The following is a 26096-nucleotide window of genomic DNA, read 5'->3' as shown; positions in this document are numbered from 1 at the left end:
TAATATTATGAAAAAAGCAATCAGAATTTTAGGAATTTTAATGCTGGTGTTTGTCACCACATTATCTTTTGCCTCATGCAGTAAGGATGATGACCCTGTAAACAATGATTTCTTCGCAGGAACGTATAAAGGAAGTATTTCTTACAACGACGGATCTACCAATAACAGTACAGATAACGGAAGTGTTTTTGTAACAAAAATTGCGAGCGGTACAAAATACAACTTCGCATTCTCGAACGGTATTCCGGATCTTAACGGGGTTGAATTCCAGCAGCAGGGAGACAATGTTCTTGTTATGGTAGGAGGTACAGCTACTTCTTATATCAGAATTGATAACAATGATCTGAAAATCCTTTATAATAAGGATGGTAAAACCTGGACAGCCAACTGTACACGTTAAAATCAACTATCTTACCTATATTAAAAGCCTGGTCTCAAAAATGAGAGCAGGCTTTTTTATTTCACGGCAGGTGGTTTTAAGTTTTTTTTAAGCAGTAATAAACTTTAGTTAAGGTTGTAAACAGAAGATTTTCAGCCCGTTTTTTGTATACCTTTACATAACAAAAAACAAACAGTACACCTCATGAAAAAATTATTAACAGCACTATCACTAGCCATAGGACTAGGATTTGCCACCGCCCAGCAGACTGCTCCTGCAAGTCCTGCAGCCCCTCATCATACTACGAAAACAGCTGTAAAAGCTCCTGAAGCCAAAACCGCCAAACCCGCAGCCAAAATGAAAAAGGACGGAACGCCGGATAAAAGATACAAAGACAACAAAAAGCTGAAAAAAGACGGCACTCCAGACAAGAGGTACAAGGAAAACAAGTAAACTTTAACATATAGTTGTTATTTTCATAATCAAATTTCGAAGAACCGGTGAAACTCATTCGCCGGTTTTTTTGTGGCATATCCTGATGAAAATGATTTCATATTGTATACTTATTTATAAATTTGAGGCATGTTAAATTTCTTCAAGAAAAATGCGGCGCTGGTCTGGGCAAAAAAACATGTTCAGAAAACCGCGGAATTCAAAAAAAACTCAGAGAAAAATCAGGAGGCTCTTTTACTTTATTTGGTAAAAACGGCTCAGAAAACCCTGTTCGGAAGGGAGCATGATTTTGAAAACATTCAATCTGTAAAAGAATTCCAGGAAAAAGTACCCGTTGCCGATTACGAAGATTTAAAACCTTATATAGAAAGGGTAAAGAAAGGGCAGGCCAATATTCTCTGGACTGAAACGCCTGAATATTTTGCCAAGACTTCCGGCACCACTTCAGGTTCAAAATATATTCCTATTTCAAAAGAAGGGATGCCGTTTCAGATCGCGGGAGCTCAAAGTGCCTTATTTCATTATATCGCCCAGAAAAACAATGCGGATTTCGTGAACGGAAAAATGATCTTTCTTCAGGGAAGTCCTGAGATGGAAGAGGTTTTCGGGATAAAAACCGGCCGCCTTTCCGGAATTGTGGCACATCATATCCCTGCTTATCTTCAGAAAAACCGTCTTCCAAGCTGGGAAACAAACGTTATGGAGGATTGGGAAGCCAAAGTGGATAAAATCATTGAAGAAACGGAACATGAAAATATGACCCTGATTTCAGGGATTCCGCCGTGGCTAGTGATGTATTTTGAAAAACTTACGGAAAAATATGGCAAAAAGATCAAACAGCTTTTCCCTAATCTGCAGCTGCTGGTTACCGGAGGCGTAAATTATGAACCTTACCGGGATAAAATGGAGGATCTGCTGGGTGGAAAAGTTGATATTATCCAGACATTTCCTGCATCTGAAGGCTTTTTTGCATTCCAGGATGACTATACCAAAGAAGGGCTTCTTCTTTTAACCCATCATGGAATTTTCTATGAATTTATTCCACTGGAAGAATATGGCAAGCCCGGAGCATCAAGATTAACGTTAAAAGAGGTGGAGCTCAACAAAGATTATGCTCTGATCCTGACAACGAATTCCGGTTTGTGGGCTTATTCAATAGGAGATGTGGTAAGGTTTATCGATAAAGATCCCTTCCGGATTCTGGTAAGCGGAAGGACTAAGCATTTCACCTCAGCTTTTGGGGAACATGTGATTGCTTTTGAGGTGGAGGAAGCGATGAAAGCCACTCTGGAAAAACATCCGGCCCAGATCACAGAATTTCATCTTGCCCCTCAGGTTAATCCTACGGAAGGCCTTCCATATCATGAATGGCTGATAGAATTTGAAAAGGAACCTGAAAATTTAGAATCATTCAGAAATGAACTGGACCAACAGCTTCGTGAGAGAAATACTTACTATGATGACCTCATTACAGGAAATATTCTTCAGCAGCTTCAGATCACGGGACTGAAAAAGAATGCTTTCCATGAGTATGCAAAATCTCAGGGTAAACTGGGCGGGCAGAACAAAACACCGAGACTTGCGAACGACAGAAAAATTGCAGATCTATTAGAAATTTACAAACTTTAAAGATATTTTTTCAATTCAAAAAACATATATTCGAAAAAAATTATAAATTTGGAAAAATAAAAAATAATAATGAGAGCATCTGTACTTTTAAAATCATCTTTACTAACATCTTTATTTGTGATTTCATCCTGCGCTACCACAAAGTACAGCGAGGACGTTTCAAAAAATAATTATTCTAATCTTCAAGCTGGAAAAATATATGTTGTTACCATGAAAGATGGTTCTCCAAAACAAAAGATGCTATTCCGAAATACCGACGGTGAAAACCTTATCGGAACTGCCGGTAAAAAAGACAGTACGGAGGTGATAATTCCAAAAGCTAATGTGGCTGCGGTAAAAGACAGATCCAAAGCAAGAGTAACAGCAGGTGCTACCGTGATTGGAGCAGCAGGTGTTGCGGCTATTGTGATCAGCTCACTGAGAGCCGACTAAAATAGATTTTATCTTTCGGCACCTATTTGATTTATCATTTGAAAAAACAGTATATAAACGGCCCTAAATGAATTTTTAGGGCTATTTTTGTGCATGATTTCTTTTACGCCGTTAAAAACATTGCAAAATGTTGAATTCAGGAATCTTCTTACGGGAAGATTTTTTATTGTTTTAGCCTTCAGAATGCTTGCTACTTTATTGGGATGGTGGGTATATCAATTAACAAAAGATCCGTTTTCCATAGGCCTGATCGGGCTTTCAGAGGTAATTCCGGCGGTAAGCTGTGCTTTGTATGCGGGTCATGTAATTGATATGAATGAAAAAAAGAGGCTGCTGCTGATCTGTAATTATGCTTATATCTTCCTGATCGGTCTGCTTCTGATTCCTGCTTTTTTCAATGTGGAGATGCATTTCAACGGACACGAGATCACTTATTACATCTATGGGGTTATTTTTTTCACGGGAATTGCGAGAGCTTTTATCGGGCCTATCGTTCCTTCTATGATTCCTAAAATTGTAAAGAAAGAAAATTTACCGAACGCGATAACGCTTAATCAGGCTGCATTTCTTATCTCTTCGGTATGCGGGCATGCGGCCGGCGGGCTCCTTATTGGTTACTTCGGGGTAAAATGGACCCTCATTGTGATTATTTCATTGATATTTATTGCATCATTATTTTTCTGGCAGCTTAAACAGCAGCATTCGGAACACAAAAAGGAGAATGTAAAAGTTATGGAAAGCATGCGTGAAGGAATTTCCTATATTTTTAAAACAAAAGAAATTCTTGGGGCTTTATGCCTTGATATGTTTGCGGTTCTGTTCGGGGGTGCGGTAGCTATGATTCCGGTATTTGCTACGGATATTCTAGATGCGGGTGCGGAAGGTTTCGGACTGCTGAATGCGGCTTCTGATATAGGGTCTATGTGTATCATCACAATTCTCGCTCTGGTTCCTTTAAGAAAGAATCAAGGAAAAATTCTTCTGGCTGTGGTGGCAGGATTCGGGCTCTGCATCATTGGTTTCGGACTGTCTAAACTATACTGGTTGTCGTTTATATTCCTGGTGATGAGCGGAATGCTTGACGGTATTTCTGTGGTGATCCGCGGAACTATTGTCCAGCTTAAAACTCCGGATCATATCAGAGGGCGTGTACTGAGCGTGAATTCTATATTCATCATGTCCAGCAATGAAATGGGGCAGTTTGAAAGCGGACTGATGGCAAAATTATTAGGCGTAGTGCGGTCTGTGGTGTTTGGGGGAAGCATGACGGTACTCGTTGCTCTTCTCGTGGCTGGTACAAATCCCAAGCTGAGGAAAATGAATTATTAGACAATAATATGCTGATTCTATTAAATATATCACAAAAACTTTAATTTAACTTTAATAATTTTTTATATTTGTCTTTTTTAAATCCCCCTTTATGAAAAAAGCATTACTCGTTTTTCTAATCATCTGCTCGCGCATCTTATATGCTCAATCAGACTGTATTAGTGCAATATCTATCTGCGGAAATTCAGATATTTCCTATACCCCAGCCGGACCGGGAAATATCCTGGAGGGCATTGGTGCGAATTCTTGTCTGAGTGACACCGCCAATGAGCATTTTTCCGTGTGGTATTCTTTTACAGCAGCTACATCAGGAACGCTGGCTTTTACTATTGACCCTAACGTTAATAGTGATGACTACGATTTCGCAGTGTATGGCCCTACTACCAACGGCTGTACTTCTCTGCACAACAACAATATTTTTGTAACACCGCTTAGATGTAATTACTACGGTGGTACAACTACAGGAAATACAGGTTTATCATTAACCATCCCTCCTCCGCCACCGCCGAATACCAACGGAAACGCAGGAAATAATAATGAATGGAGCCCTCACATGGTCGTTCAGGCTGGTGAAACGTATTATCTTATTGTGGATAACTTCAGAAGTTCTCCGGATGGATTCTCTCTTAACTGGACAGGAACTGCAAGTTTAAGTTCTGCATTCAACGATCCTGCATTAGCACCGTTTCCTTTTGTGACCCCGGGACTTCCGGCAGCTAACCCTGCAGATCCAAATGAAGTAATGGTATGTTCACCTACGACCCAGTTTAACTTCACTTCGCTAAGCAACGGAATTATTAATGGGAATAGTGCGAATTTCAAAGTAACATATCATAAAAATACGAATGACGCCATCACAGGAGGAAATCCTGTTGTCAGTGAAATAGCAAACCTTACAACAGTTTATTATTACAGAATTGTTTATCAGGACCCTGCCAATCCGACGAACCCAATGAACGGCTGTTTCATTACAGGAAAGTTCAAATTCAAGGACGCCAGTTTTACTTTAAATAATGCCACGCTGACGAATTGCAGCAACAACTATTCGGGAACATCAGTATTTGATCTTACGACAGCTGCGATCGGAGCCCTTCCGGCGCATGTTTTAAAGTACTACCCTACTATGTTTGACCTGAATGCAGGGACCAATGAAATTACAAGTCCATCCATCTATCAGTTTGTATCTGCGGAAGGAAAAATCTTTGTAAAGGCAACGAATGAATTCGGATGTACTGCTACGGCTGAAATTACGCTGAAATTCCATCCTTTGGTTACAGTAAATGACTCTTCTTTAAGAGCTTGTTTCCATGAAGGAAATCCTTCAATAGGAACATTCAATCTGAGCAATGCATTAGTTACAACGGTTGTAGGCGCTACTAAAAAATATTATAAATCTCTGGCTGATGCAGTAAGCGGAACCAATGAGATTCTGAATTTCTTAACCTATGATGCACCAACCGGTGTAGTGTATGTAAAAGTATCCAATGCACAGGGATGTTATTCCGTTGCCAAGGTAACATTAACGGTACTTGCCCCTGTTTATTCAAGTGTTCTTCAGGATAAGATCATCTGTATTGAAGATAAGACCACATTGGATGCAGGACCTGGATTCAACGGTTACGAATGGAGCACAGGAGCAACTACACAGTCTATCAATAATGTAGCGGTAGGAACGTACTGGGTTAAACTGAAAACCGGAGACTGTATCGCATTACAGCAGGTAAAAGTATATGCTTCCGAGCAGCCTGTAGTTTCTAATATTGATATTTCAAACAATACCATCACAGTGAATGTGATCGGAGGAGCTCCGGAATACAAATACTCTCTGGATAATATCAACTGGCAGGATTCAAATGTATTCACCAATCTTTCCAGAGGAGATCATCAGGTCTATGTAAAAGATGCTTATGACTGCGAACCGATTGAGATCACAGTGGTTGTTCCTAACCTTATTAACGTGATCACTCCAAACGGAGACGGGGTAAATGATGTGATTGATTATTCAGCTCTTTCAGGGAAAAACGGTCTTATATTCAGTGTCTTTGACAGATATGGAACCAAAATCCACCAGGCTGATAAATCAAACGGATACAAATGGGACGGAACCGTGGCCGGTAAAAAGATTCCTACAGGAACTTACTGGTATTCTGTAACATGGAATGAAAATGATAAAAAGAATACACCATTCAAGTTCTCAGGATGGGTAATGGTAAAAAATAGAGAATAATCTCTTTTAAACTCTAAAAAACCGCTCTCCGGGGCGGTTTTTTTTAACATAAATGCTGATAACTTTTGTTTTATTCAAATCTTGTTTCACGAAAATCATTTAAACATGAAAAAAACATTACTTCTTTTAATTTTACTGATCACGCAGGTGTTTTATGCACAATCTGACTGTGGTTCGGCCATTCCACTCTGTGGAAACTCAGATATTTTCTATACTCCTGACGGACATGGGAATATTGAGGAGAACCTATCTGCAAACGGATGCCTGGGCAGAGATGAAAATTACTCCGTATGGTATACTTTTACAATAGCAACATCCGGGACACTGTCATTTACAATCGATCCTAACGTTAACACGGATGATTACGATTTTGCAGTATACGGCCCTACTACTAATGGATGTGCTTCTTTAAATACGAATGGTACTTTTGTAACGCCAGTACGATGTAACTACGCAGGTAGAGTTCCTAACGGAGACACCGGATTGAGCCTGACCATAGCACCTCCCGGAACACCTAATGGCACCGGAACCGCAGGAAACGTGGGAGAATGGAGCCCTTATATGAACGTAACAGCCGGACAAACCTATTATCTTATTGTAGATAACTTCGAGAGCTCTGATGACGGTTTCAGACTGATATGGGGTGGTACAGCTACGCTGAGCTCTGCGTTCAATAATCCTACCCTGGCACCCAATCCATTTATTCCGCCGGGAATCCCGGGTGCTGAACCAACAGACCCAACAACGATTATGGTGTGCGGACTGCCTTCTCAGTTTAACTTTAACACGCTTACTGCCGGGATTATTAACGGTAACAATCCTAACTTCCAGGTTACTTACCATGACAACCTTAATGATGTGGTGACGGGAGATGATCCTTTAACCATTGCAACCGTAAATGCAACAACTGACTATTACTACAGAATCCGATATCTGGATCCTGACGACCCTAACAACGTGGTCAACAAATGCTTTATAAGCGGGAAATTCAATTTTGTAGACGCCAGTATAACCGTAAAAAATGCAACGATCTTTGCATGTAACAATGACGGCGAGGGAACCGGAAAATTTGATCTGACGACCGCCGACGTTTTTACAGGCGGTACGAAAAAATATTATCCTACTCTTGCAGATCTGAATGCTGATACGAACGAAATCACCAATCCTACAGTGTATATTTCGGCTCCGAAAACAGTATATGCTAAAGTAATTTCTGAATTTGGATGTACTGCCATTGCCAATATTACTCTGTCATTCCATCCGGTGGTAACTTTAAGAGATGTTGTCGTGGAGAGATGTTATATTGAAAACGATATCACTCATGCTATGTTTGATCTTACCCAGGCTGAAGTGGGAGCTGTAGCAGGCCAGACCAAGAAATTCTACAAAACGCTGGATGATGCCAAGGCAGAAACTAACCCGATTCCTAATCCGGCCATGTATCTTGCGGCAAACTCTGAAGTTTTTGTGAGAGTAACCAATGCCAACCAATGCTACGACATTGCTAAAATCACATTAGTGGTTATGCCTCCGGTAAGCTCTAAAGTTTTAAAAGACAAAACAATTTGTGCAGAAGCTAAAACTACATTGGATGCAGGTCCTGGATTTGACGGATACGAATGGAGCACGGGTGAAACCACACAAGCGATCAACAACGTAGGAATAGGTGCTTATTGGGTAAAACTAAAAACAGGAGAATGCTTCACCCTTCAGAATGTAACCGTTTATGCTTCCAAGCAGCCGGTGATCTCAAGTGTAGACATCAGCAACAATACAATCACAGTGAATGCTTCGGGCGGAACTCCTCCTTATATGTATTCAATTGATGGTGTTAACTGGCAGGCGACGAATACCTTCAGCGGTCTTCCTAGAGGAGAAAACAAAATATTCCTGAAGGATTCTTACAACTGTAACCCTACACAGATCACAGTAACCGTTCCTAACCTGATCAACGCGATCACTCCGAACGGAGATAAGGTGAATGACGAAATCGACTATTCTGCCCTATCTTATAAGAAAAACCTTGTATTTATCGTGTATGACAGATATGGAAACAAGCTTTACGAAGCTAACAAAATAAGAGATTACAAATGGGACGGAACTGCTTCAGGCAAGAAACTTCCTACAGGAACTTACTGGTACACGATCTCATGGAATGAAAACGATAAGAACAGTACCGAAACGAAATATTCAGGATGGATACTGTTAAAGAATAAAGAATAAACTTATTCTTACCCTATAAAAAAGGCTGTCACAACTGACAGTCTTTTTTTATGCATTATTTTAACGAGACAGTACATTACTTATTGAAAATTTTCTATTTTTGAGCCCCGCATTTTTTACTAACATTCTTTTGCTTTCTGTCCATTATGTCTTACAGAGGTTTGCTGATAACTTGTTAGTTACTATTTTTTAATTATTTTTTGTAAATAAACTATCTTTGCATCATGGCGCAGAAAGAAACATTATCATCCCTTACACACGGAAACTTTGCAAGAGAGCTGTCTATTGCGGATGGAAAAATGCCTCCCAATGCTGTAGATTTTGAAAGACTGGTAATAGGAACTTTTTTGATTGATAAAAAGGGACTTGACCATTCCATTGACCTTCTTACTCCGGAAGTATTTTACGATCCCAGACATCAGGTAATTTTTTCCACAATTTTAAAGTTGTATGAGGGAAACCATCCTGTGGATCTGATGACGATTATTCAGGAATTAAAAAAAGAAGATAAATTAAACCTTGCGGGCGGTGATCATTATATCATCGACCTTACTATGGGAGTAAGCTCATCTGCCCATATTGAATACCACGTACGTGTCATTCTTGAAAAATATATTTTAAGAAGTCTCATCAATGTTTCCGCCAATGTTATTGATTCTTCGTATAAAGAATCTACCGATGTATTTGAACTTCTGGACAAGGCCGAACAGTCCTTCTTTGAGATCACCAACGGAACGATCAAAAAAGGATTCGACACAGCCAATTCTTTGGTAAAGCAGGCTATTGACACTATTAAATCTCTAAAAGATAAAGAAGGACTTTCAGGAGTTCCTTCAGGATTCAGAGATATTGACAAAGAAACCGGAGGCTGGCAGAATTCCGACCTCATCATTATAGCAGCCCGTCCCGCGATGGGAAAAACGGCATTCCTTCTGTCCATGGCCAGAAATATTGCGGTAGGCCACAAAATCCCGATGGTGCTCTTTTCTCTGGAGATGGCATCCGTACAGCTGATCACCAGGATGATTGCTTCCGAAACAAAAATTTCTTCCGAAAAACTGAGAAAAGGAACTTTGGATGACGAGGAATGGCAGAGACTGTTCTCCAACGTATCCGAACTGGAAAACGCGCCTCTTTTCATCGATGAAACGCCTTCCCTTTCGATATTCGACTTCCGTGCAAAATGCCGGAGACTGGTTATGCAGCACGGGGTAAGACTGATCATGGTGGATTACCTTCAGCTGATGACCGCAGGCGGCGGAGGAAAAGGAGTTGGAAACCGTGAACAGGAGATTTCCATGATCTCACGTTCATTAAAAGCCATTGCTAAAGAACTTAACGTCCCTGTTATTGCCCTTTCGCAGCTATCGCGAAGTGTGGAGGCACGTCCCGGAAAAAGACCTCAGCTTTCTGACCTTAGGGAATCCGGAGCGATTGAGCAGGATGCGGATATCGTATCATTTATCTTCAGACCTGAATACTATAAGATTGCCGTGTGGGATAATGATGAAGAAGGCCAGGAAACTCCTACAGAGAACCAGGCTGAGCTGATTATCGCAAAACACAGAAACGGTGCTACAGCGGATGTAAGATTATCATTCTTAAAACATTTTGCAAAATTCGGGGATATTGAAGCAGCATTGGATGGTGGAATGGGCGGTTATCCTTCCAATTTCGGCTCCAATGAGCCAAGCGGATTTGACAAGATTAAAACAACGATCCAGCCGGGTGCAGCATTTGACCTTCCGGACAGCTCAAAACTTTCAGGATCTTCCATGAATGATTTTGATGACGATGATGATTTCCCGTTCTAAGCGGACCCATTTTAAATTTAAATAACAGCGGAGTATTTTTATACTCGTTTTATCCTATCAGAACTTGAGAATAGAAATATACACTGACGGTGCATGCAGCGGAAATCCCGGAAAAGGAGGTTATGGAATTCTCATGCGCGTTCCCGAAAAGAATTATCAGAAGACATTTTCCAAAGGTTTCAGGAAAACCACCAATAACAGAATGGAGCTCCTGGCCGTCATTACTGCCATGGAAAAACTAAAATCTTCGGAGAACGAAATCCACATTTATACAGACAGCAAATATGTAGCGGACGCCGTGAACCAAAAATGGATTGCGGGATGGATCAAAAGAGGATGGAAAAATGTAAAAAATCCTGATCTCTGGAAAAGATTCATCGAAATGTACAATAAGCATACACCCCAAATGCACTGGATAAAAGGCCATGCGGGACATTTTGAAAATGAGCTTTGCGACAAGCTTGCCGTAGCAGCAGCAGCTTCATCCGATCTTGAGATCGACACCTACTTTGAAGGACTGGAAGAAAACTCTCTTTTTTAATCAATCTAAATTGATACGCATTACATACGACATTTTCTGATTTAACCTATCATTTGTTGAAATATTACTATCATTTTTAGTAAAATTAACATTAAATACACATTAATTGCTTGGGATTTAATATATTTACAGCATCTAATTAAAAGTAATCCCAATTCAATGAATAAATATTTATTGTCTTATATTTCTTTCTTTCTGATTTTTCTGTCGGGAGGAATGTTTTCTCAGACTTATCAGCTCACCGGAAATCCGGTTAATACTACAGGATGGACTATGGTCTCTCCTGCTCAGGTTATGGGTGATTTTATTCAGCTTACCCCGGATTCCAACGACAAATCCGGCTCTATCAGACTGAATGACCCGATAAATTTAAAATATTGCAATAAATGGAGGGTTGAATTTGATTTCAGGATGGATTCCAACCAAAATTACAACGGAGATGGGATCGCATTCTGGTATCTGGCCAATCCGCCAGTAGCCAGTGTATTAGGTTCAGGTATTGGGGTTTCCCAGAATGCGGTTGGTTTTATTGTAGGATTCGACACTTACAACAATACGACCTCCAATACAATGAGCAAGGTACATGTTGCTTACGGACAGGTACCCAATACAACAGACAACAATAATGTAGAATTCTTCAATGTTCCGGGGTCTTCTTTCCATTCACCCGATCTGAATACTACTCAACCTTTTCAGGGAACTACCTATAAACACGTTGAAGTAACAGCAGAAATTGACCCAGCCAATCCTGCCAACTGGATTGTAAAAATAACACTTGACGGTACTTTAATCTGCAATCAGTCTTTTGCTCCATCCGGAACATCAGCGGCAATGACTGTAGGATATTTTGGGTTTTCATCTTCTACGGGAGGTGCAAGATCAAGACATTCCATTAAAAATGTAAAAATCTATACGGATAAAGTACCTATTTTACAGCCTACAGCAACGCAATCTTTCTGTCCGAATCCTACCACAGGATTTGCAACAGTGAATTTAACGACGTTCAATTCTCAGTTTGTAGCTACACCTTCAAATTATACATTCACCTATGTTCAGGGAGGAACACCAATTGCCAATCCTACAGCCTTCCAGTTCAATGCAAATACCACGGTAACAGTTATTGTAAAGGATAATGCAGGCATATTATGTGATAACCCGGACGGCAAGATACAGCTTGTACTGGCTCCGCTTACCCTTCTGGATAAAACTTTAACAACCTGTAATAACAATAAACTGGGGAAAGGGGTATTCAACCTTAATTCCGCGAATGTAACGGATGTACTGGGTGCCACAAAAAAATATTACAAAACATTGGATGACCTGAATGCAGGCACCAACGAAATCACGAATCCTGCTGCCTACACTTCTGTTCCCGGAATTGTATATGTAAAAGTGACCACTCCACTAGGATGTACGGGTACAGCAAAAATTACCCTGACATTCTTCCCTGAAACTCCGGTAAGAGACGATACGCTGAGATCATGCTTTATTCAGGATAATATCAGCAATGCGGTATTTGATCTTACGACTGCGAACGTGACTACCCTTACCAGCGGGTTTACAAAAAAATATTATCTAAGCACTGCTGATGCATTAAGCGGAACCAATGAAATTGTAAATCCTTCCCAATACATGTCGGTAAGCACTGCCATCTATGTAAAGGTAACCGATTCCAATGGCTGTTTTGCCATCGCTAAAGTAAATCTTGTGGTACTGCCGCCTGTATATTCATCAGTTTTAAAAGACAAAATAGTATGTATTGACGGAATCACCAATCTTGATGCAGGCCCGGGCTTTGACGGCTACGAATGGATCACAGGAGCTACAACTTCTTCTATCCAGAACGTTGGCGTGGGACTATACTGGGTAAAATTAAAGACAGGGGACTGTATTACGACACAGCTGGTAAAAGTTATCGCGTCCGCCAATCCTGTGGTTACAAGTATTGACATTAATAATACTACAGTAACCGTAAATGTTTCCGGAGGTACACCACCGTACAGATACTCCCTGAACGGAACCGACTGGCAGGATTCAAATACATTCACAGGACTTAGCAGAGGAGAGCATAAAGTATATGTTAAAGATTTTTACAACTGTACGCCTGTTGAAGTACAAATCACGGTTCCAAATCTGATCAATGCAATTACCCCTAACGGAGACAACGTGAATGACTTCATTGATTATTCTGCATTGGCTTACAAGAAAAATCTTGTGTTTATAGTGTACGACAGATACGGTAACAAACTGTATGAGGCCAACAAAATGAGAAACTTCACATGGGACGGAACTGCTTCAGGCAAAAAAATCCTGACAGGAACCTACTGGTATTCTATCTCATGGAATGAAAACGATAAAAACAATACCGCCACAAAATATTCCGGATGGGTATTGGTAAAAAACAGAGACTAACTTCTCACTAAAAATCACTCCAAAAATGGAGTGATTTTTTTAATAATATCAATCAAAAGAAGAATAACAATTGATTTTTTTATTCAATACAAGAAAAAATTATAATCATTTTCAACAATTAATACTAATCATTAAAAAACAATTTGAAATTGACAATTTAAACTAAACAATTGACAATTATTCATTATATAACCTGAATCAAAATAAATATATTTATATCGATAACCACAAACCCCTTCATTCATGAAAAAAAAACTACTCATTTATTGTTTAACTTTTTTATTCGGCTTTTCAGGGCAGCTGTTTTCCCAGACTTATCAGCTTTTGGGAAACCCTGTAAATACCACAGGCTGGGACCTTGTTTCCAATGCAGCCGTGGATAATGATTTCATTCGTCTTACCACAGATAACACCGGTTTGTACGGTGCCATAAAACTGGCTACTCCCATCACATTAAGCTATTGTGACAAATGGAAAGTAGAATTTGATTTTAGAATTGATGGTAACGGAACTACGCAGTTCGGAAGAGGAGACGGCTTTACGTTCTGGTACCTTGCCAATCCTCCTACTGGATTCGTTTCCGGAGGCGGACTTGGAATTCCAGGGAATGCATCCGGGCTTATGGTAGGATTTGACATCTTCAACAATACCACCGAAGGCCAGATGAGTAAAGTACATGTTCTTTACGGAACCAATAATACCGCCGGAAACAATATTGAATACAATATGACCCCGGGAAGTACATTTCACTCTCCGGATCTTAACGGTTCACAGCCTTTCGTAGGACCTCTTTATAAACATGTAGAAGTAAACGGAGAAACCGATCTTACCAATCCTACCAACTGGATTATTAAAATAAGAATTGACGGGGTGCTTATTGCAGACCAGTCATTCGCTCCATCTGGAGCAGCTATCGGAATGTCTCAGGGATATTTCGGGTTTTCGGCAGCTACCGGAGGGGCAAGTGCAAGACACTCGATCAAGAATGTAAGAGTTTTTGTGGATAAAGTTCCTATTCTAAACGCTACCGTTACTCCATTTGTATGTACCAACCCTACAACGGGTACAGGAACTGTGGATTTAACATCTTTCAATAACCAGTTCGTTAATAATCCGGCCAACTATTTATTCACTTATTATGTGCTGGGAAGTTCAACACCGATTGCCAACCCTGCCAGCTTTGTCTATTCAGGGAATACGACCATTAAAGTGGTAATTAAAGATCCAACTTCCACACTCTGCGATAACGGAGACGGTGTCATACAGCTGAATCCTACACCATTTGCTGCGACGGACGCTACACTTACGGGATGTAATAACAATAATGCGGGTACGGCAACATTTGATCTTACCACTGCTGCTCTGACAACAGTGCCGGGCTGTACTTATAAGTTCTATAACACCATGGCAGACCTGAATGCAGGAATCAACCAGATTCCTAACCCTACAGCGTATGCTTCAGGAGCAGCCGTATTATTTGCAGAAGTAACCACTCCTCAGGGATGTATAAGCATAGCAAAAGTTACCCTGAACCACCACCCTGTCGTTGTAGTCACTGATGCTTCTCTAAGATCCTGTTTCCTTGAAAGCAATCATTCCTTAGGTTCATTCAATCTGAGCAATGCTGCAGTAACCACGGTAACGGGAGCAACTAAAAAATATTACAAATCACTGACAGATGCGATCAACGGAACGAATGAAATTCTGAATTTCCTTACTTACGAAGCCCCAAGCGGAGTTGTATATGTAAAAGTGTTCAATGCGCAGGGCTGTTATTCCATTGCAAAAGTGACGCTTACTGTAATGGCGCCTGTCCTTTCCAGCGTACTTCAAGACAAAATCATCTGTATTGAGGACAAAACCACATTGGATGCCGGGCCTGGTTTCAACGGTTACGAATGGAGCACGGGAGCAACAACACAGGCGATCAACAATGTAGGTGTAGGCACTTACTGGGTGAAACTGAAAACCGGAGACTGTATTGCACTGCAGACGGTAAAAGTATATGCTTCGGAACAGCCGGTAGTGACCAGCATTGACATTTCAGGAAGCACCGTAACTGTTTTTGTCAACGGAGGAACGCCGCCTTACCAGTATTCAATGGATAATGTACAGTGGCAGGATTCTAACATATTCCCTAATGTTGCCAGAGGAGAGGCTAAAGTATATGTAAAAGACAGCTACGATTGTGAGCCTATTCAAATCAACATCACTGTTCCTAATCTGATCAATGTGATCACTCCGAACGGGGACGGCGTAAATGATGCTATTGATTATTCAGCGCTTGCCAATAAACAGAATCTGGAAATCGGAATCTTCGACAGATATGGATACAAACTGTTCCAGGCCGACAAATCCAACAAGTATACCTGGGATGGCACCGCGAACGGAAGCAGAAAAGTTCCTACAGGAAACTACTGGTATTCTATCACATGGAATGAGAACAACAGCAAGAATACCCCTATCAAGTTCTCAGGCTGGATCATGGTGAAGAACCGAGAATAAATTTAAATTGATTATTTTTTTTAATACCGGGATCACTCCAAATTTGGAGTGATCTTTTTTTGCTTTGCATTATGGGAGATATTTCATTATAAACACACTTTATTCGCATTCAATTCTTAAATTTGTCCTATGAATTATTTGGAAGCTTTAAGCAGAAGATATTCTGTGAAAAAATTTAATCACGAGATTATTCCTCAGGACACTCTGCACAACATCCTTGAGTCAGGAAAGCTGTCTGCGAGTTCGCTTGGACTTCAGCCGTACAAAATTCTGGTGGTGGAAAGTGAGGAAATGAAACAGAAATTAATTCCGGCTTTCTATAATCCATCCCAGATTTCCACGTGCTCGCACCTTATCGTTATTATTTCGAAGAAAACCATCGAGGATAATTATATTCACGGTTACTTTAATCATATTTCCGAAGTAAGGGAAACGCCTCTTGAGAAGCTTGATCTTTTCAAAAAAAGCATTAATCAGCACATCACTCAAAAAACACAGGAGGAAATTTTTAACTGGGCAGAAAAACAATCCTATATCGTACTGGCCAATATGATGTATGCTGCTGCTATTGAAAGTATAGACTCCTGCCCTATGGAAGGCTTCCGGCAGGACCTCATCGAAGAGATCCTCAGCATCAATCCTGACACAGAGAAAGTAACGGTAACACTGGCTTTAGGCTACCGTTCTGAGGAGGATGCTTTTCAACACATGAAAAAAGTAAGAAAACCAAACGAAAAATTGTTTAAATTTATTTAATTATTTAAACAGTCGTACCTAAACCAAGCCTATGATAAAAGCGGATGTATTAGTAATTGGTTCCGGCATTTCGGGACTTTCCTATGCCATTAAAGTTTCTGAACAGCTCCCTGATGCCAAAATCATCATCGTAACAAAATCTGACGAAGACGAAAGCAATACTAAATATGCACAGGGCGGACTGGCCGTGGTCACCGACTTTAAAAACGATAATTTCGAAAAGCATATCGAAGATACCATGCGCGCCGGAGACGGAGAAAACAAACGCGATGTAGTAGAAATGGTGGTAAGGGAAGCCCCTACAAGATTCAATGAGATAGTAGAATGGGGAGCCAATTTCGATATGAAAAACGGAGAATTCGCTTTAGGAAGAGAAGGCGGACATACTGAAAACAGAATTGTTCACCACAAAGACATTACAGGATTCGAAATCGAAAGAGCCCTTCTTGAAACAGCCAACAGCAGCCCGAATATCGAGATTCTTGACCATCATTATGTGATTGATATCATCACCCAGCACCATGTTCCGGGGAAAGAAGTAAGCCAGGGCGAAATCAATTGCTACGGCGCTTATATCTTAGATGAAAAATCTAAAACGATTAAAAAGATCACCTCCAAAATAACATTAGTGGCTACAGGCGGCGCAGGCCATGTTTATAAGAATACAACCAATCCTACCATTGCTACCGGAGACGGAATTGCTTTCGTAGCCCGTGCAAAAGGCAAGGTTTCCAATATGCAGTACTACCAGTTCCATCCCACTGCATTATACAGTAAGATTAACGGAATGCTTTTCCTGATTTCCGAAGCCGTTCGTGGAGACGGTGCTAAATTAAGAACCAAGAAAGGTGAAAAATTCATGCATAAATATGATGAGCGTGAAGAATTAGCCTCAAGGGATATTGTAGCCAGAGCCATCGACAATGAAATGAAAATTTCCGGAGACGAGTATGCCGGACTTGACTGCCGCGATATGGACCAGGAAAGATTCCTGGAACATTTCCCGAATATTTATAAAAAATGTAAAGAAGAAGGAATTGATCCTTTTACCCAGCTTATTCCCATAGTACCGGCCTGCCATTATTTAATGGGCGGTATAGAAGTAGACAGGGACGGACAGTCTTCCATTAAAAACCTTTTTGCGGTGGGAGAATGTACCAATTCCGGACTGCATGGCGCGAACAGGCTTGCCTCCAATTCCTTACTCGAAGGTTTGGTTTTCGGACACAATGCCGCGATAAAAACCGTCGCTCTTCTCAATGAAAATAATTTCAACTTCGATGACCTGAAAGCCGTTCCGGAATGGAATGAAGAAGGAATGAAGATCATGGATGAAATGGTGATTGTGAGCTACCTCAGAAAGCAGCTTCAGGAAATGATGAGCGACCTGGTAGGTATTGTCCGAAGCAACAGACGTTTGAATATGGCTCTTCAGAAACACCAGGAAATTGCAGCAGCTGTTGATGAAATTTACCACTACTCCATTCTTTCTCCTCAGCTCTCTGAACTGAGAAACCTGACAACCGTTGCCCACCTCATCATTACCCAGTCTATGGAAATGACGGTAAACAAGGGTGCATTCTATAATAAAGATCTAGCCTAAAAGCATTTAAAAATGAAAAGACCAAGCTACGCTACAGATAAAGCATTAAAAACATTCATCAAAAACGCCCTGGAAGAAGACATTCAGGATGGTGACCACTCTACCCTTTCTACGATTCCCGCTGATCTGAAGCAGAGTGCTAAGCTTCTGGTAAAACAGGACTGTATTCTGGCAGGTGTTGAGCTGGCTGAAATTATTTTTAAAACTTTCGATAAAAATCTGAAAGTTGAAGTTTTCATCAAAGACGGAGCAGCAGCGAAAGTGGGCGATGTAGCTTTAACCGTAACCGGAAGTGCAAGATCTATTCTTTCCACAGAACGGCTTATCCTGAACTGCATGCAGAGAATGAGCGGTATCGCGACCCTTACCTACGACTGGGATTCCCGACTGGTAGGAAGCAAGACCAAACTTTTAGATACGCGAAAAACTACTCCTAATTTCAGAGTATGTGAAAAATGGGCTGTTGCCATAGGCGGCGGAACGAACCACAGATACGGTTTGTATGACATGATCATGCTAAAAGATAATCATATCGATTATAATGGAAGTATTACGAATGCCGTAAAAATGGCAAAAGATTACGTTAAAAAGAATAAAAAGAAACTAAAGATCGAGGTTGAAACCAGAAACCTGGAAGAAGTTAAAGAAGCCATCAAAGCAAAAGTAGACAGAATCATGCTGGACAATATGAATGTCAGTATGATGAAGCAGGCTGTTGAAATGATTAACGGCTCATGTGAGTCTGAAGCTTCAGGCGGAATTACCCGAGATATGTTAAAGGAAATTGCCGCAACCGGCGTCACCTACATCTCTGCAGGAGCCCTTACCCACTCGGCAGAAAATATCGATTTGAGTCTCAAAGCCGTGAAATAGCGTTGTATTTTTAATAAAAACAGCCCCTGTTTGTTAAAAACTCAATAATATGATTTTCTTCATGTGAAAATTCAATTTTTGTTTATAAAACTGAAAATCAACAAGTTAAATCTTATTAAGATTGAGTAAAAATTAACATACAGTTAATATTAGTTAAATTTTATTTCGCGAATTTTGCAGAAAATTAAATCTAACTATTACTCACGATTATGAAATTAATCAACAAATCGATGCTATCCGTAGTAATTACATTATCTACAGCTAGTGTTTATTATGCTCAACAAGTTCAGGATACAGTGAAAACAACATCCAATGACATTGAACAAGTTGTATTAACTGGTGTTGCCGATATCGCTAAAGATAGAAAAACGCCGGTAGCAGTTTCAACAATTAAAGAAGCTCAGATTGTTGAAAGATTAGGAAATCAGGAATTTCCTGAAATCCTAAATACTACCCCATCTATTTATGCAACTAAAGGCGGCGGTGGATTTGGAGACGGTAGAGTTAACGTTCGTGGATTTGATATGAACAACACTGCTGTAATGATCAACGGTGTACCGGTAAATGATATGGAATCCGGAGCTGTTTATTGGTCAAACTGGGCGGGGCTTTCTGATGTAACTTCTGCAATGCAGGTTCAAAGAGGTTTAGGTTCTTCTAAATTAGCTATTGCATCTATTGGAGGTACAATTAACGTATTGACAAGAGCAGCAGACAAAAAGAGAGAAGGAAATGTTACGGTAGGTCTTGGTAATGACGGATACCTTAAGACATTATTCTCATATAACACTGGTAAATCAGCAAACGGATGGTCCACTTCATTCTTAATGTCAAGAACGGCAGGTGCAATGTATGTTGACGGAACTGATTTTGAATCATATAACTATTATTTTGCTTTAGGTTACCAGCCAAATAAAAAACACGATTTCCAATTTACTTTTACAGGTGCTCCACAATGGCACATGCAAAATTACCAAAGTAGAATTTCTGACTATATTAAATATGGTGAGGATGGAGAACCAAACAGAAGATACAACCCAAACTGGGGATATCTTCAAGGAGAAACTTATTCTCAATCTGTTAACTTCTACAGTAAGCCTGTAGCATCTATTAACTGGGATTGGAATATTTCAGAAAAATCTAAATTATCAACTGTATTATATGCTTCTTGGGGAAGAGGTGGAGGAACAGGTTTCCTTGGTAGCATCAATGGTAACAATATCAACAGTGCTAAACTTAAAAATTCCGATGGTTTAATCAGATGGGATGATATCTATGCATGGAATCAAGGTACTGCAATTGCGGACTTTACAAATGCTGCCGGTACAGCTGCTCCAGCTAACCCAACTCCAGGTATAGCAACAAGAAATAATGGTCTTGTAAGAAGATCACACATTAACTCTCACGACTGGTATGGTTTCCTAACCAACTTCCAGCATAAAATCAATTCCAACTGGAATTTCTCTGCAGGTTTAGACGGTAGATATTACTATGGATACCACCCTGGAGTTATCTCAGGATTCCTGGGGAATAAGGAATATCGTGAAAACAGCAACCTGAACGCTGCACCATATTATACCGTTACACAGTCTTACGATCCTAAGCCTTCTGCTAATCCTTTTGTAAAAGCGATCAAGGATGATTCACAAATCGCTAGTAGAAACTTTAACGGAGAAGTATTGTGGCTTGGAACTTTTGGACAATTGGAGTATTCTAATGATGCAATTTCTGCTTTCGTACAAGGATCACTTTCCAACCAGCAGTTCCAGAGAATTGACAACTGGATTGTGGATGGTGTTACAAAACAACAGAACCAAGTAGTTAATACTAAAACTGGATTTAAAGGAATTTGGGGATATAACGTAAAAGCTGGTATTAACTATAATATCAACGAGCAGCATAACGTGTTTGCTAACATGGGTTATTACTCTAAGCAGCCTAATAACTATGCTGTATATCCTAATAACCAACAGGTATTAAATTCTAACCTTCAGAATGAAAAAATTGCTTCTGCAGAATTAGGATATGGATTCAGAAGTTCTGCATTCAGAGCTAATGTAAACCTATATTACACTACCTGGAAAGATAGATTCCAAAGAGTAACCAATATTAATATTCCAACACCTACTCCATCAAACCCTAATAACCAGACAAGAGCTTATGCAAACTTACTTGGTGTACAGGAAGTTCACATGGGGATGGAATTTGAAGCATTCTATAAAGTTACAGATTACTTAGAATTCAATGGTATGCTATCAATTGGTAACTGGAAGTACAAAAATAATCCTACAGGAGAGTTATTTGACGATAACAACCTTCCATTAACAGATGTTCCTAACGCAACCAGCAATTCAGTACAACTTGCATTAGATGGAGTTAAAGTTGCTGATGCTGCACAAACTACTGCTGCTTTAGGATTTACATTAAAGCCAGTTAAAAACCTTAGCGTATTTAGTACTTGGAGATACGCAGATAACTTGTACGGAACATTTAACATTGACCAGAATTTCATTATCAACAATGGTGTGATTCCTAAAGCAGCTGAGAAAGGTGCTTTGAAAATGCCTAGCTATAACCTTTTTGATTTAGGATTATCTTATACATTTAATCTTAATAATGGAAACAGACTTATTGTAACAGGTAACGTTTATAACTTGCTAGATACAACTTATATTTCTGATGGTAAATCTTCTAACCACGTTAAAGAACTTGGTGATTTTAAAGATATCAAAAATGGAGCTGGTGTTGTAACGTCTTCTGCTCAACAGCAATATGATGCTTATATCAACAATCCATCCAATTTCTACAAAGGTTTAGATTCTTCTAACCAGGTATTTTTCGGATTTGGAAGAACATGGGCTGCATCTATTTCTTACAGATTCTAATAACATCACAATATTAGATTTTATAAATATCTATCCCGGCTTTTCGCCGGGATTTTTGCTATATTTGTGTCTAGAAAAATAGAAAAAATTGAATATGGATTTTTACAAGATTTTGCTTAGTGCACACAGAGGATTCGCGTATGTCGAACTTCTTTTGGCCTTATTATTTATTATTGCTCTTTTGGCGACAATGTTCGGCTTCAGTGGTAAAGTGAACAAATTTTTGAAGAAGATAACACTCTTTACGATGATCTTTTTCCATGTTCAGTTTTTAATAGGGATCATTATGTTGGTGATTAATTTCACAAAAGGCCTGGATATGGGATCTGTAATGAAAAATGCTGATCTAAGATTCCAGTATGTGGAGCACCCGTTCTCTATGTTGATCGCAGCCGTATTGATGACCATCATCAATAAAAAAGTAAAATCCAATGATACTATTTCTTTAGGAATTGTGATCATGGGTCTTATTGCGGTAGGTTTATTTGCATTCGCGTTCCCTTGGACGAAAGTTTTTGGGGCTTAAAAAATAAAATGGCAAGGTATCAATGATGAGTTGATAACTTTGTAATAGTTTAACCTTAAATTTTTAATTAAATCAATGAAAGTAGCTGTAGTCGGTTCAACAGGAATGGTTGGACAAGTTATGCTTAAAGTTTTGGAGGAGAGAAACTTCCCTGTAACAGAATTAATTCCGGTAGCATCCGAAAGATCTGTAGGCAAGAAGGTGAAGTATAAACAGGAAGAATTTACGATTGTAAGCATGAAAGACGCTATAGCTGCCAAACCGGATATTGCCATTTTCTCTGCCGGAGGATCTACTTCTCTTGAATTTGCCCCTCTATTTGCAGCAGCCGGAACTACCGTGATCGACAATTCTTCAGCATGGAGAATGGATCCTGACAAAAAATTGGTGGTTCCTGAAATCAATGCCAATGTTCTGACCAAAGAAGATAAGATCATTGCCAACCCGAACTGTTCTACTATTCAATTAGTAATGGTTTTAGGACCTTTGAACAAAAAATATGATCTGAAAAGAGTGGTTGTTTCCACATACCAGTCTGTGACGGGAACAGGAAAAGCTGCCGTGGATCAGTTAAATGGTGAAATAAACGGAGATGAAAATGTAGATAAAGTATATCCTTATCAGATTTTCAAAAACGCTCTTCCTCATTGTGATGTATTCAGTGATGATGATTACACGAAAGAAGAGATTAAATTGATGAAAGAACCTAAGAAAATTTTAGGTGACGATACCTTCAATCTTACCGCTACTGCAGTGAGAGTGCCTGTTCAGGGAGGACACTCAGAAAGCGTGAATATTGAATTTGAAAACGAGTTTGACCTTGATGAAGTAAGAAAAATCCTATCCGAAACCCCGGGCGTAATAGTAATGGACAACGTAAAAAACAACGAATATCCAATGCCGCTGTACTCCGAAGGTAAAGACGAAGTTTTCGTCGGCAGGATAAGACGGGATCTTTCACAGCCCAAAACGCTGAATCTCTGGATCGTAGCAGACAATCTGCGAAAAGGAGCCGCAACGAACGCTGTACAGATTGCAGAATACTTAGCAGCCAACAACTTAGTTTAAACTAACAAAATAAAAAAGAGTCTCAGAATTGAGATTCTTTTTTTTATCAAACTATGGAAAATAAAAAAACCATTACCCCTAAAGACAAGATCGGGTTTCAGAAGCTTATTGCAGCTTTCGGAGTGATTTTATTCATCGGAAAAATCATTGCCTGGAAGCTCACCAATTCCGATGCTGTATTTTCTGATGCCATGGAAAGCATCGTGAATGTCATCAGTGCCTTCATGGGCCTCTACTCTCTTCATCTTGCTGCAAAACCTAAAGACGACGACCACCCTTACGGCCACGGAAAAGTGGAATTTGTGACTTCCGGTATCGAAGGAGCCTTGATCGCCATTGCAGGGATTATGATCATCTATGAAGGTGTCAACAGCCTTATCGTAGGAAAGACTCTGAGTAAAATAGATCTTGGAATCTGGATTATTGCGGCAACGGCTGTGATTAATTATCTACTGGGCTATATTTCCATCAAAAAAGGTCAGGCAGAAAACTCACTGGTCCTTGTCTCTTCAGGTAAACACCTGCAGTCTGATACGGTGACAACATTAGGTGTGGTGATCAGTTTGGTGATCGTCTACTTTACTAAGATCTACTGGCTGGATTCTGTGGTCGCCCTTGTTTTTGGACTCTACATCATCTTTGTAGGTTATAAGATCGTCAGAAAATCTTTAAGCGGCATTATGGATGAGCAGGATCCTGATCTTCTGAACCAGATTATCAGGGTTCTTGAAGAAAACAGAAGAACAGAATGGATAGACGTTCACAATATGAAAATCCAGCAGTTCGGAGCCAATCTTCACATCGATGCCCATATTACTCTGCCGTGGTATTACAGCCTGCGTGATGCTCATAACGAAATGGAAAAAATGATCATCGTTTTAGCCAAAAACACCAAGAGAAGTGTAGAATTTAACTTCCATATGGATGACTGCAAACCTGTATCGTGCTCTGTCTGCCAGATCCAGAACTGCCCCGTCCGCGAAAAAGATTTTGTAAAAAGAGTACAGTGGACGCCGGAAAATGTAACGAGTGTGGATAAACATACCGCAGATTAGGTTTGAGAGGCTCGAGGTTCGGGGTTCGAGATACTGGGTGTGTTTGAGAGTTTCGAGGTGCAGGTTTTAGGGTGCGAATTTCAAGAATCCGGGATGAATCTGAAAATATTTAATAAACGACTCATATCTGGCGGCTGAGGCTCCCGAAGCCACCAGTGTCTTAGTTGCCAGTTCGGACCACGAAACTCGCATCCCGGAACTTTATCAGACACTAAAATTTACTTATTTTTTTCCAACTGCTTTCTGTAATAAAACATCGGAACAATCAAAAGAAGGGTCAGTGGCTGGATCACAAACCTTCTCATATAAAACGAAAAAAGATAGCCTATATCAAACCGGTCATAGATACAGTAAAGATAGATCGGGAACGTAATGATAAAGATAATTGTAATTAAAAAGGCGCCCTGAACCGTCCATTGCCTGTTTTTAAAAAGACATTGAATAATCAGGCATGAAAAGATAAGATTCAGGATAAATCTGAAAAAATGGCTGGCTATTAATTTCCCCCATTCAAATGCCGGATATGCGATATTTTTATTCGCTTCATGGAAATAGCCCAGAAAGGGATCATAGAAAATTTTGTCTTCCAGAATCCGTATACTGATAAGACCGCAGATACCTGCTATAACGAGAAGCCAGTTAAGAGTTTTCATTTTTTAAAGCAAAGAATTTAATCCAGACCAGCCAGAGAACAACCACCGTTCCATAGATTACTGCCGGAAAAATAAAATCGTGAAACATTTTTCCATAGTCCATATAATCTATCATCACTATATTTAAGCCTATAATCCGGAGAAGGTTTATAATATACAGCAAAACAAGGCCCGCCAGCGCAAAAGCAAATGTTTTAGCTCCTTTATAAAATGCAAATACAAAAGCGATAAACAGGATCATTATAGAAACAGCATTACAGCCTTCCACCATTCTTGCCACATATACTTTCTTTACATAAAACCACACCTGCTCATTTTTCACATCATCATACAGCAATGTAGGATATCCAATCCCTTTCTGGATAGCAGCAACCTGATCAGCAATCAGTCTGGAAAAAGGATCCAACCCGCCAGCCTTACTTCCGTTCAGGTAAAACTGATACGCAAAAAGGAGCACCAGATAGATCACGATGAACCTCAGCAAAATGTTTAAAACTGGTTTAAAATCCTTTAGCATGATGCAAAGATAAAAATTAGGCTGAAACTTATGGTATGAAATGTTTGATTTAGATTTTAGATGTCAGATTTCAGACACCAGATTTAAGACTTACTACAACCCCGACTCCTGCATCTCGTACCCCGAACCCCGAAACTCTCAAACCCGGATCCCACACCCCGAATCCCGTACCCCGAAACCCAAAAATCCTCCAACTCAAAAAATTAGTATATTTGT

Annotated in this window: 20 protein-coding genes; 18 read left to right on the top strand and 2 right to left on the bottom strand. The window is 39.9% G+C overall.

All coding sequences use genetic code 11. The features are described from left to right. Positions 1-7 precede the first annotated feature (7 nt). The 18 genes from JET18_RS13965 to JET18_RS13880 all read left to right on the top strand — a co-directional run bounded on the left by JET18_RS13965 (position 8) and on the right by JET18_RS13880 (position 24710). Positions 8-400, top strand: a complete 393-nt coding sequence (locus tag JET18_RS13965) for a hypothetical protein (RefSeq protein WP_202092021.1) — start codon at positions 8-10, stop codon at positions 398-400. 183 nt (positions 401-583) lie between these two features. After that, positions 584-832 carry a hypothetical protein gene (locus JET18_RS13960; RefSeq protein WP_202092019.1) on the top strand — a complete coding sequence of 83 codons (249 nt, stop codon included), beginning with the start codon at positions 584-586 and terminating at the stop codon, positions 830-832. Between the two features lie 129 nt (positions 833-961). Beyond that, entirely contained in the window at positions 962-2461 is a 1500-nt protein-coding gene (locus JET18_RS13955; RefSeq protein ID WP_202092017.1) for a GH3 auxin-responsive promoter family protein, read from the top strand. A gap of 69 nt (positions 2462-2530) precedes the next feature. Then, positions 2531-2893 carry a hypothetical protein gene (locus tag JET18_RS13950; protein ID WP_202092015.1) on the top strand — a complete coding sequence of 121 codons (363 nt, stop codon included), beginning with the start codon at positions 2531-2533 and terminating at the stop codon, positions 2891-2893. 93 nt (positions 2894-2986) lie between these two features. Next, entirely contained in the window at positions 2987-4222 is a 1236-nt protein-coding gene (locus tag JET18_RS13945; RefSeq protein WP_202092014.1) for an MFS transporter, read from the top strand. Between the two features lie 91 nt (positions 4223-4313). Continuing rightward, entirely contained in the window at positions 4314-6449 is a 2136-nt protein-coding gene (locus JET18_RS13940; protein WP_202092013.1) for a T9SS type B sorting domain-containing protein, read from the top strand. A 105-nt stretch (positions 6450-6554) separates the two neighbouring features. Further along, positions 6555-8672, top strand: coding sequence for a T9SS type B sorting domain-containing protein (locus JET18_RS13935; RefSeq protein ID WP_202092012.1), 2118 nt, complete (start codon positions 6555-6557; stop codon positions 8670-8672). A 224-nt stretch (positions 8673-8896) separates the two neighbouring features. Further along, positions 8897-10486 (top strand): replicative DNA helicase, encoded by a 1590-nt coding sequence (gene dnaB, locus JET18_RS13930; protein ID WP_202092010.1) that lies wholly within the window; start codon positions 8897-8899, stop codon positions 10484-10486. A gap of 64 nt (positions 10487-10550) precedes the next feature. Next, entirely contained in the window at positions 10551-11027 is a 477-nt protein-coding gene (gene rnhA, locus JET18_RS13925; RefSeq protein ID WP_202092008.1) for a ribonuclease HI, read from the top strand. A 159-nt stretch (positions 11028-11186) separates the two neighbouring features. After that, positions 11187-13439: a T9SS type B sorting domain-containing protein gene (locus JET18_RS13920; protein ID WP_202092006.1), complete on the top strand. Its 2253-nt coding sequence runs from the start codon at positions 11187-11189 to the stop codon at positions 13437-13439. A 243-nt stretch (positions 13440-13682) separates the two neighbouring features. Then, entirely contained in the window at positions 13683-15944 is a 2262-nt protein-coding gene (locus tag JET18_RS13915; RefSeq protein WP_202092005.1) for a T9SS type B sorting domain-containing protein, read from the top strand. A gap of 129 nt (positions 15945-16073) precedes the next feature. Continuing rightward, positions 16074-16700 (top strand): NAD(P)H-dependent oxidoreductase, encoded by a 627-nt coding sequence (locus JET18_RS13910; RefSeq protein WP_202092004.1) that lies wholly within the window; start codon positions 16074-16076, stop codon positions 16698-16700. A gap of 31 nt (positions 16701-16731) precedes the next feature. After that, on the top strand, positions 16732-18303 hold the full coding sequence (gene nadB / locus JET18_RS13905; protein ID WP_202092003.1) for an L-aspartate oxidase: 1572 nt from the start codon (positions 16732-16734) through the stop codon (positions 18301-18303). Positions 18304-18315: 12 nt separating this feature from the next. Continuing rightward, entirely contained in the window at positions 18316-19176 is an 861-nt protein-coding gene (gene nadC, locus JET18_RS13900; protein WP_202092002.1) for a carboxylating nicotinate-nucleotide diphosphorylase, read from the top strand. Positions 19177-19385: 209 nt separating this feature from the next. After that, positions 19386-22061 carry a TonB-dependent receptor gene (locus JET18_RS13895; protein ID WP_202092001.1) on the top strand — a complete coding sequence of 892 codons (2676 nt, stop codon included), beginning with the start codon at positions 19386-19388 and terminating at the stop codon, positions 22059-22061. 94 nt (positions 22062-22155) lie between these two features. Further along, positions 22156-22587, top strand: coding sequence for a hypothetical protein (locus JET18_RS13890; RefSeq protein WP_202091999.1), 432 nt, complete (start codon positions 22156-22158; stop codon positions 22585-22587). A 75-nt stretch (positions 22588-22662) separates the two neighbouring features. After that, positions 22663-23655 (top strand): aspartate-semialdehyde dehydrogenase, encoded by a 993-nt coding sequence (locus JET18_RS13885; protein ID WP_202091997.1) that lies wholly within the window; start codon positions 22663-22665, stop codon positions 23653-23655. A 53-nt stretch (positions 23656-23708) separates the two neighbouring features. After that, complete coding sequence (locus JET18_RS13880; RefSeq protein ID WP_202091990.1) at positions 23709-24710, top strand: cation diffusion facilitator family transporter; 1002 nt, start codon at positions 23709-23711, stop codon at positions 24708-24710. A 218-nt stretch (positions 24711-24928) separates the two neighbouring features. Here the strand turns inward: JET18_RS13880 and JET18_RS13875 are convergent, their stop codons facing one another. Continuing rightward, the gene (locus JET18_RS13875) at positions 24929-25363 is read right to left on the bottom strand and encodes an exosortase F system-associated membrane protein (protein ID WP_202091988.1); all 435 of its coding nucleotides are present in this window, start codon (positions 25361-25363) and stop codon (positions 24929-24931) included. Continuing rightward, positions 25350-25880, bottom strand: a complete 531-nt coding sequence (xrtF, locus tag JET18_RS13870; protein ID WP_202091986.1) for an exosortase family protein XrtF — start codon at positions 25878-25880, stop codon at positions 25350-25352. Before xrtF ends, JET18_RS13875 begins: the two co-directional genes overlap by 14 nt. Positions 25881-26096 lie beyond the last annotated feature (216 nt).

It is taken from the genome of Chryseobacterium endalhagicum, assembly GCF_016745235.1.
Classification (GTDB): domain Bacteria; phylum Bacteroidota; class Bacteroidia; order Flavobacteriales; family Weeksellaceae; genus Chryseobacterium; species Chryseobacterium endalhagicum.
Note: the sequence above shows the minus strand (reverse complement) of the source record. Positions and strands in the feature narration are given on the sequence as shown.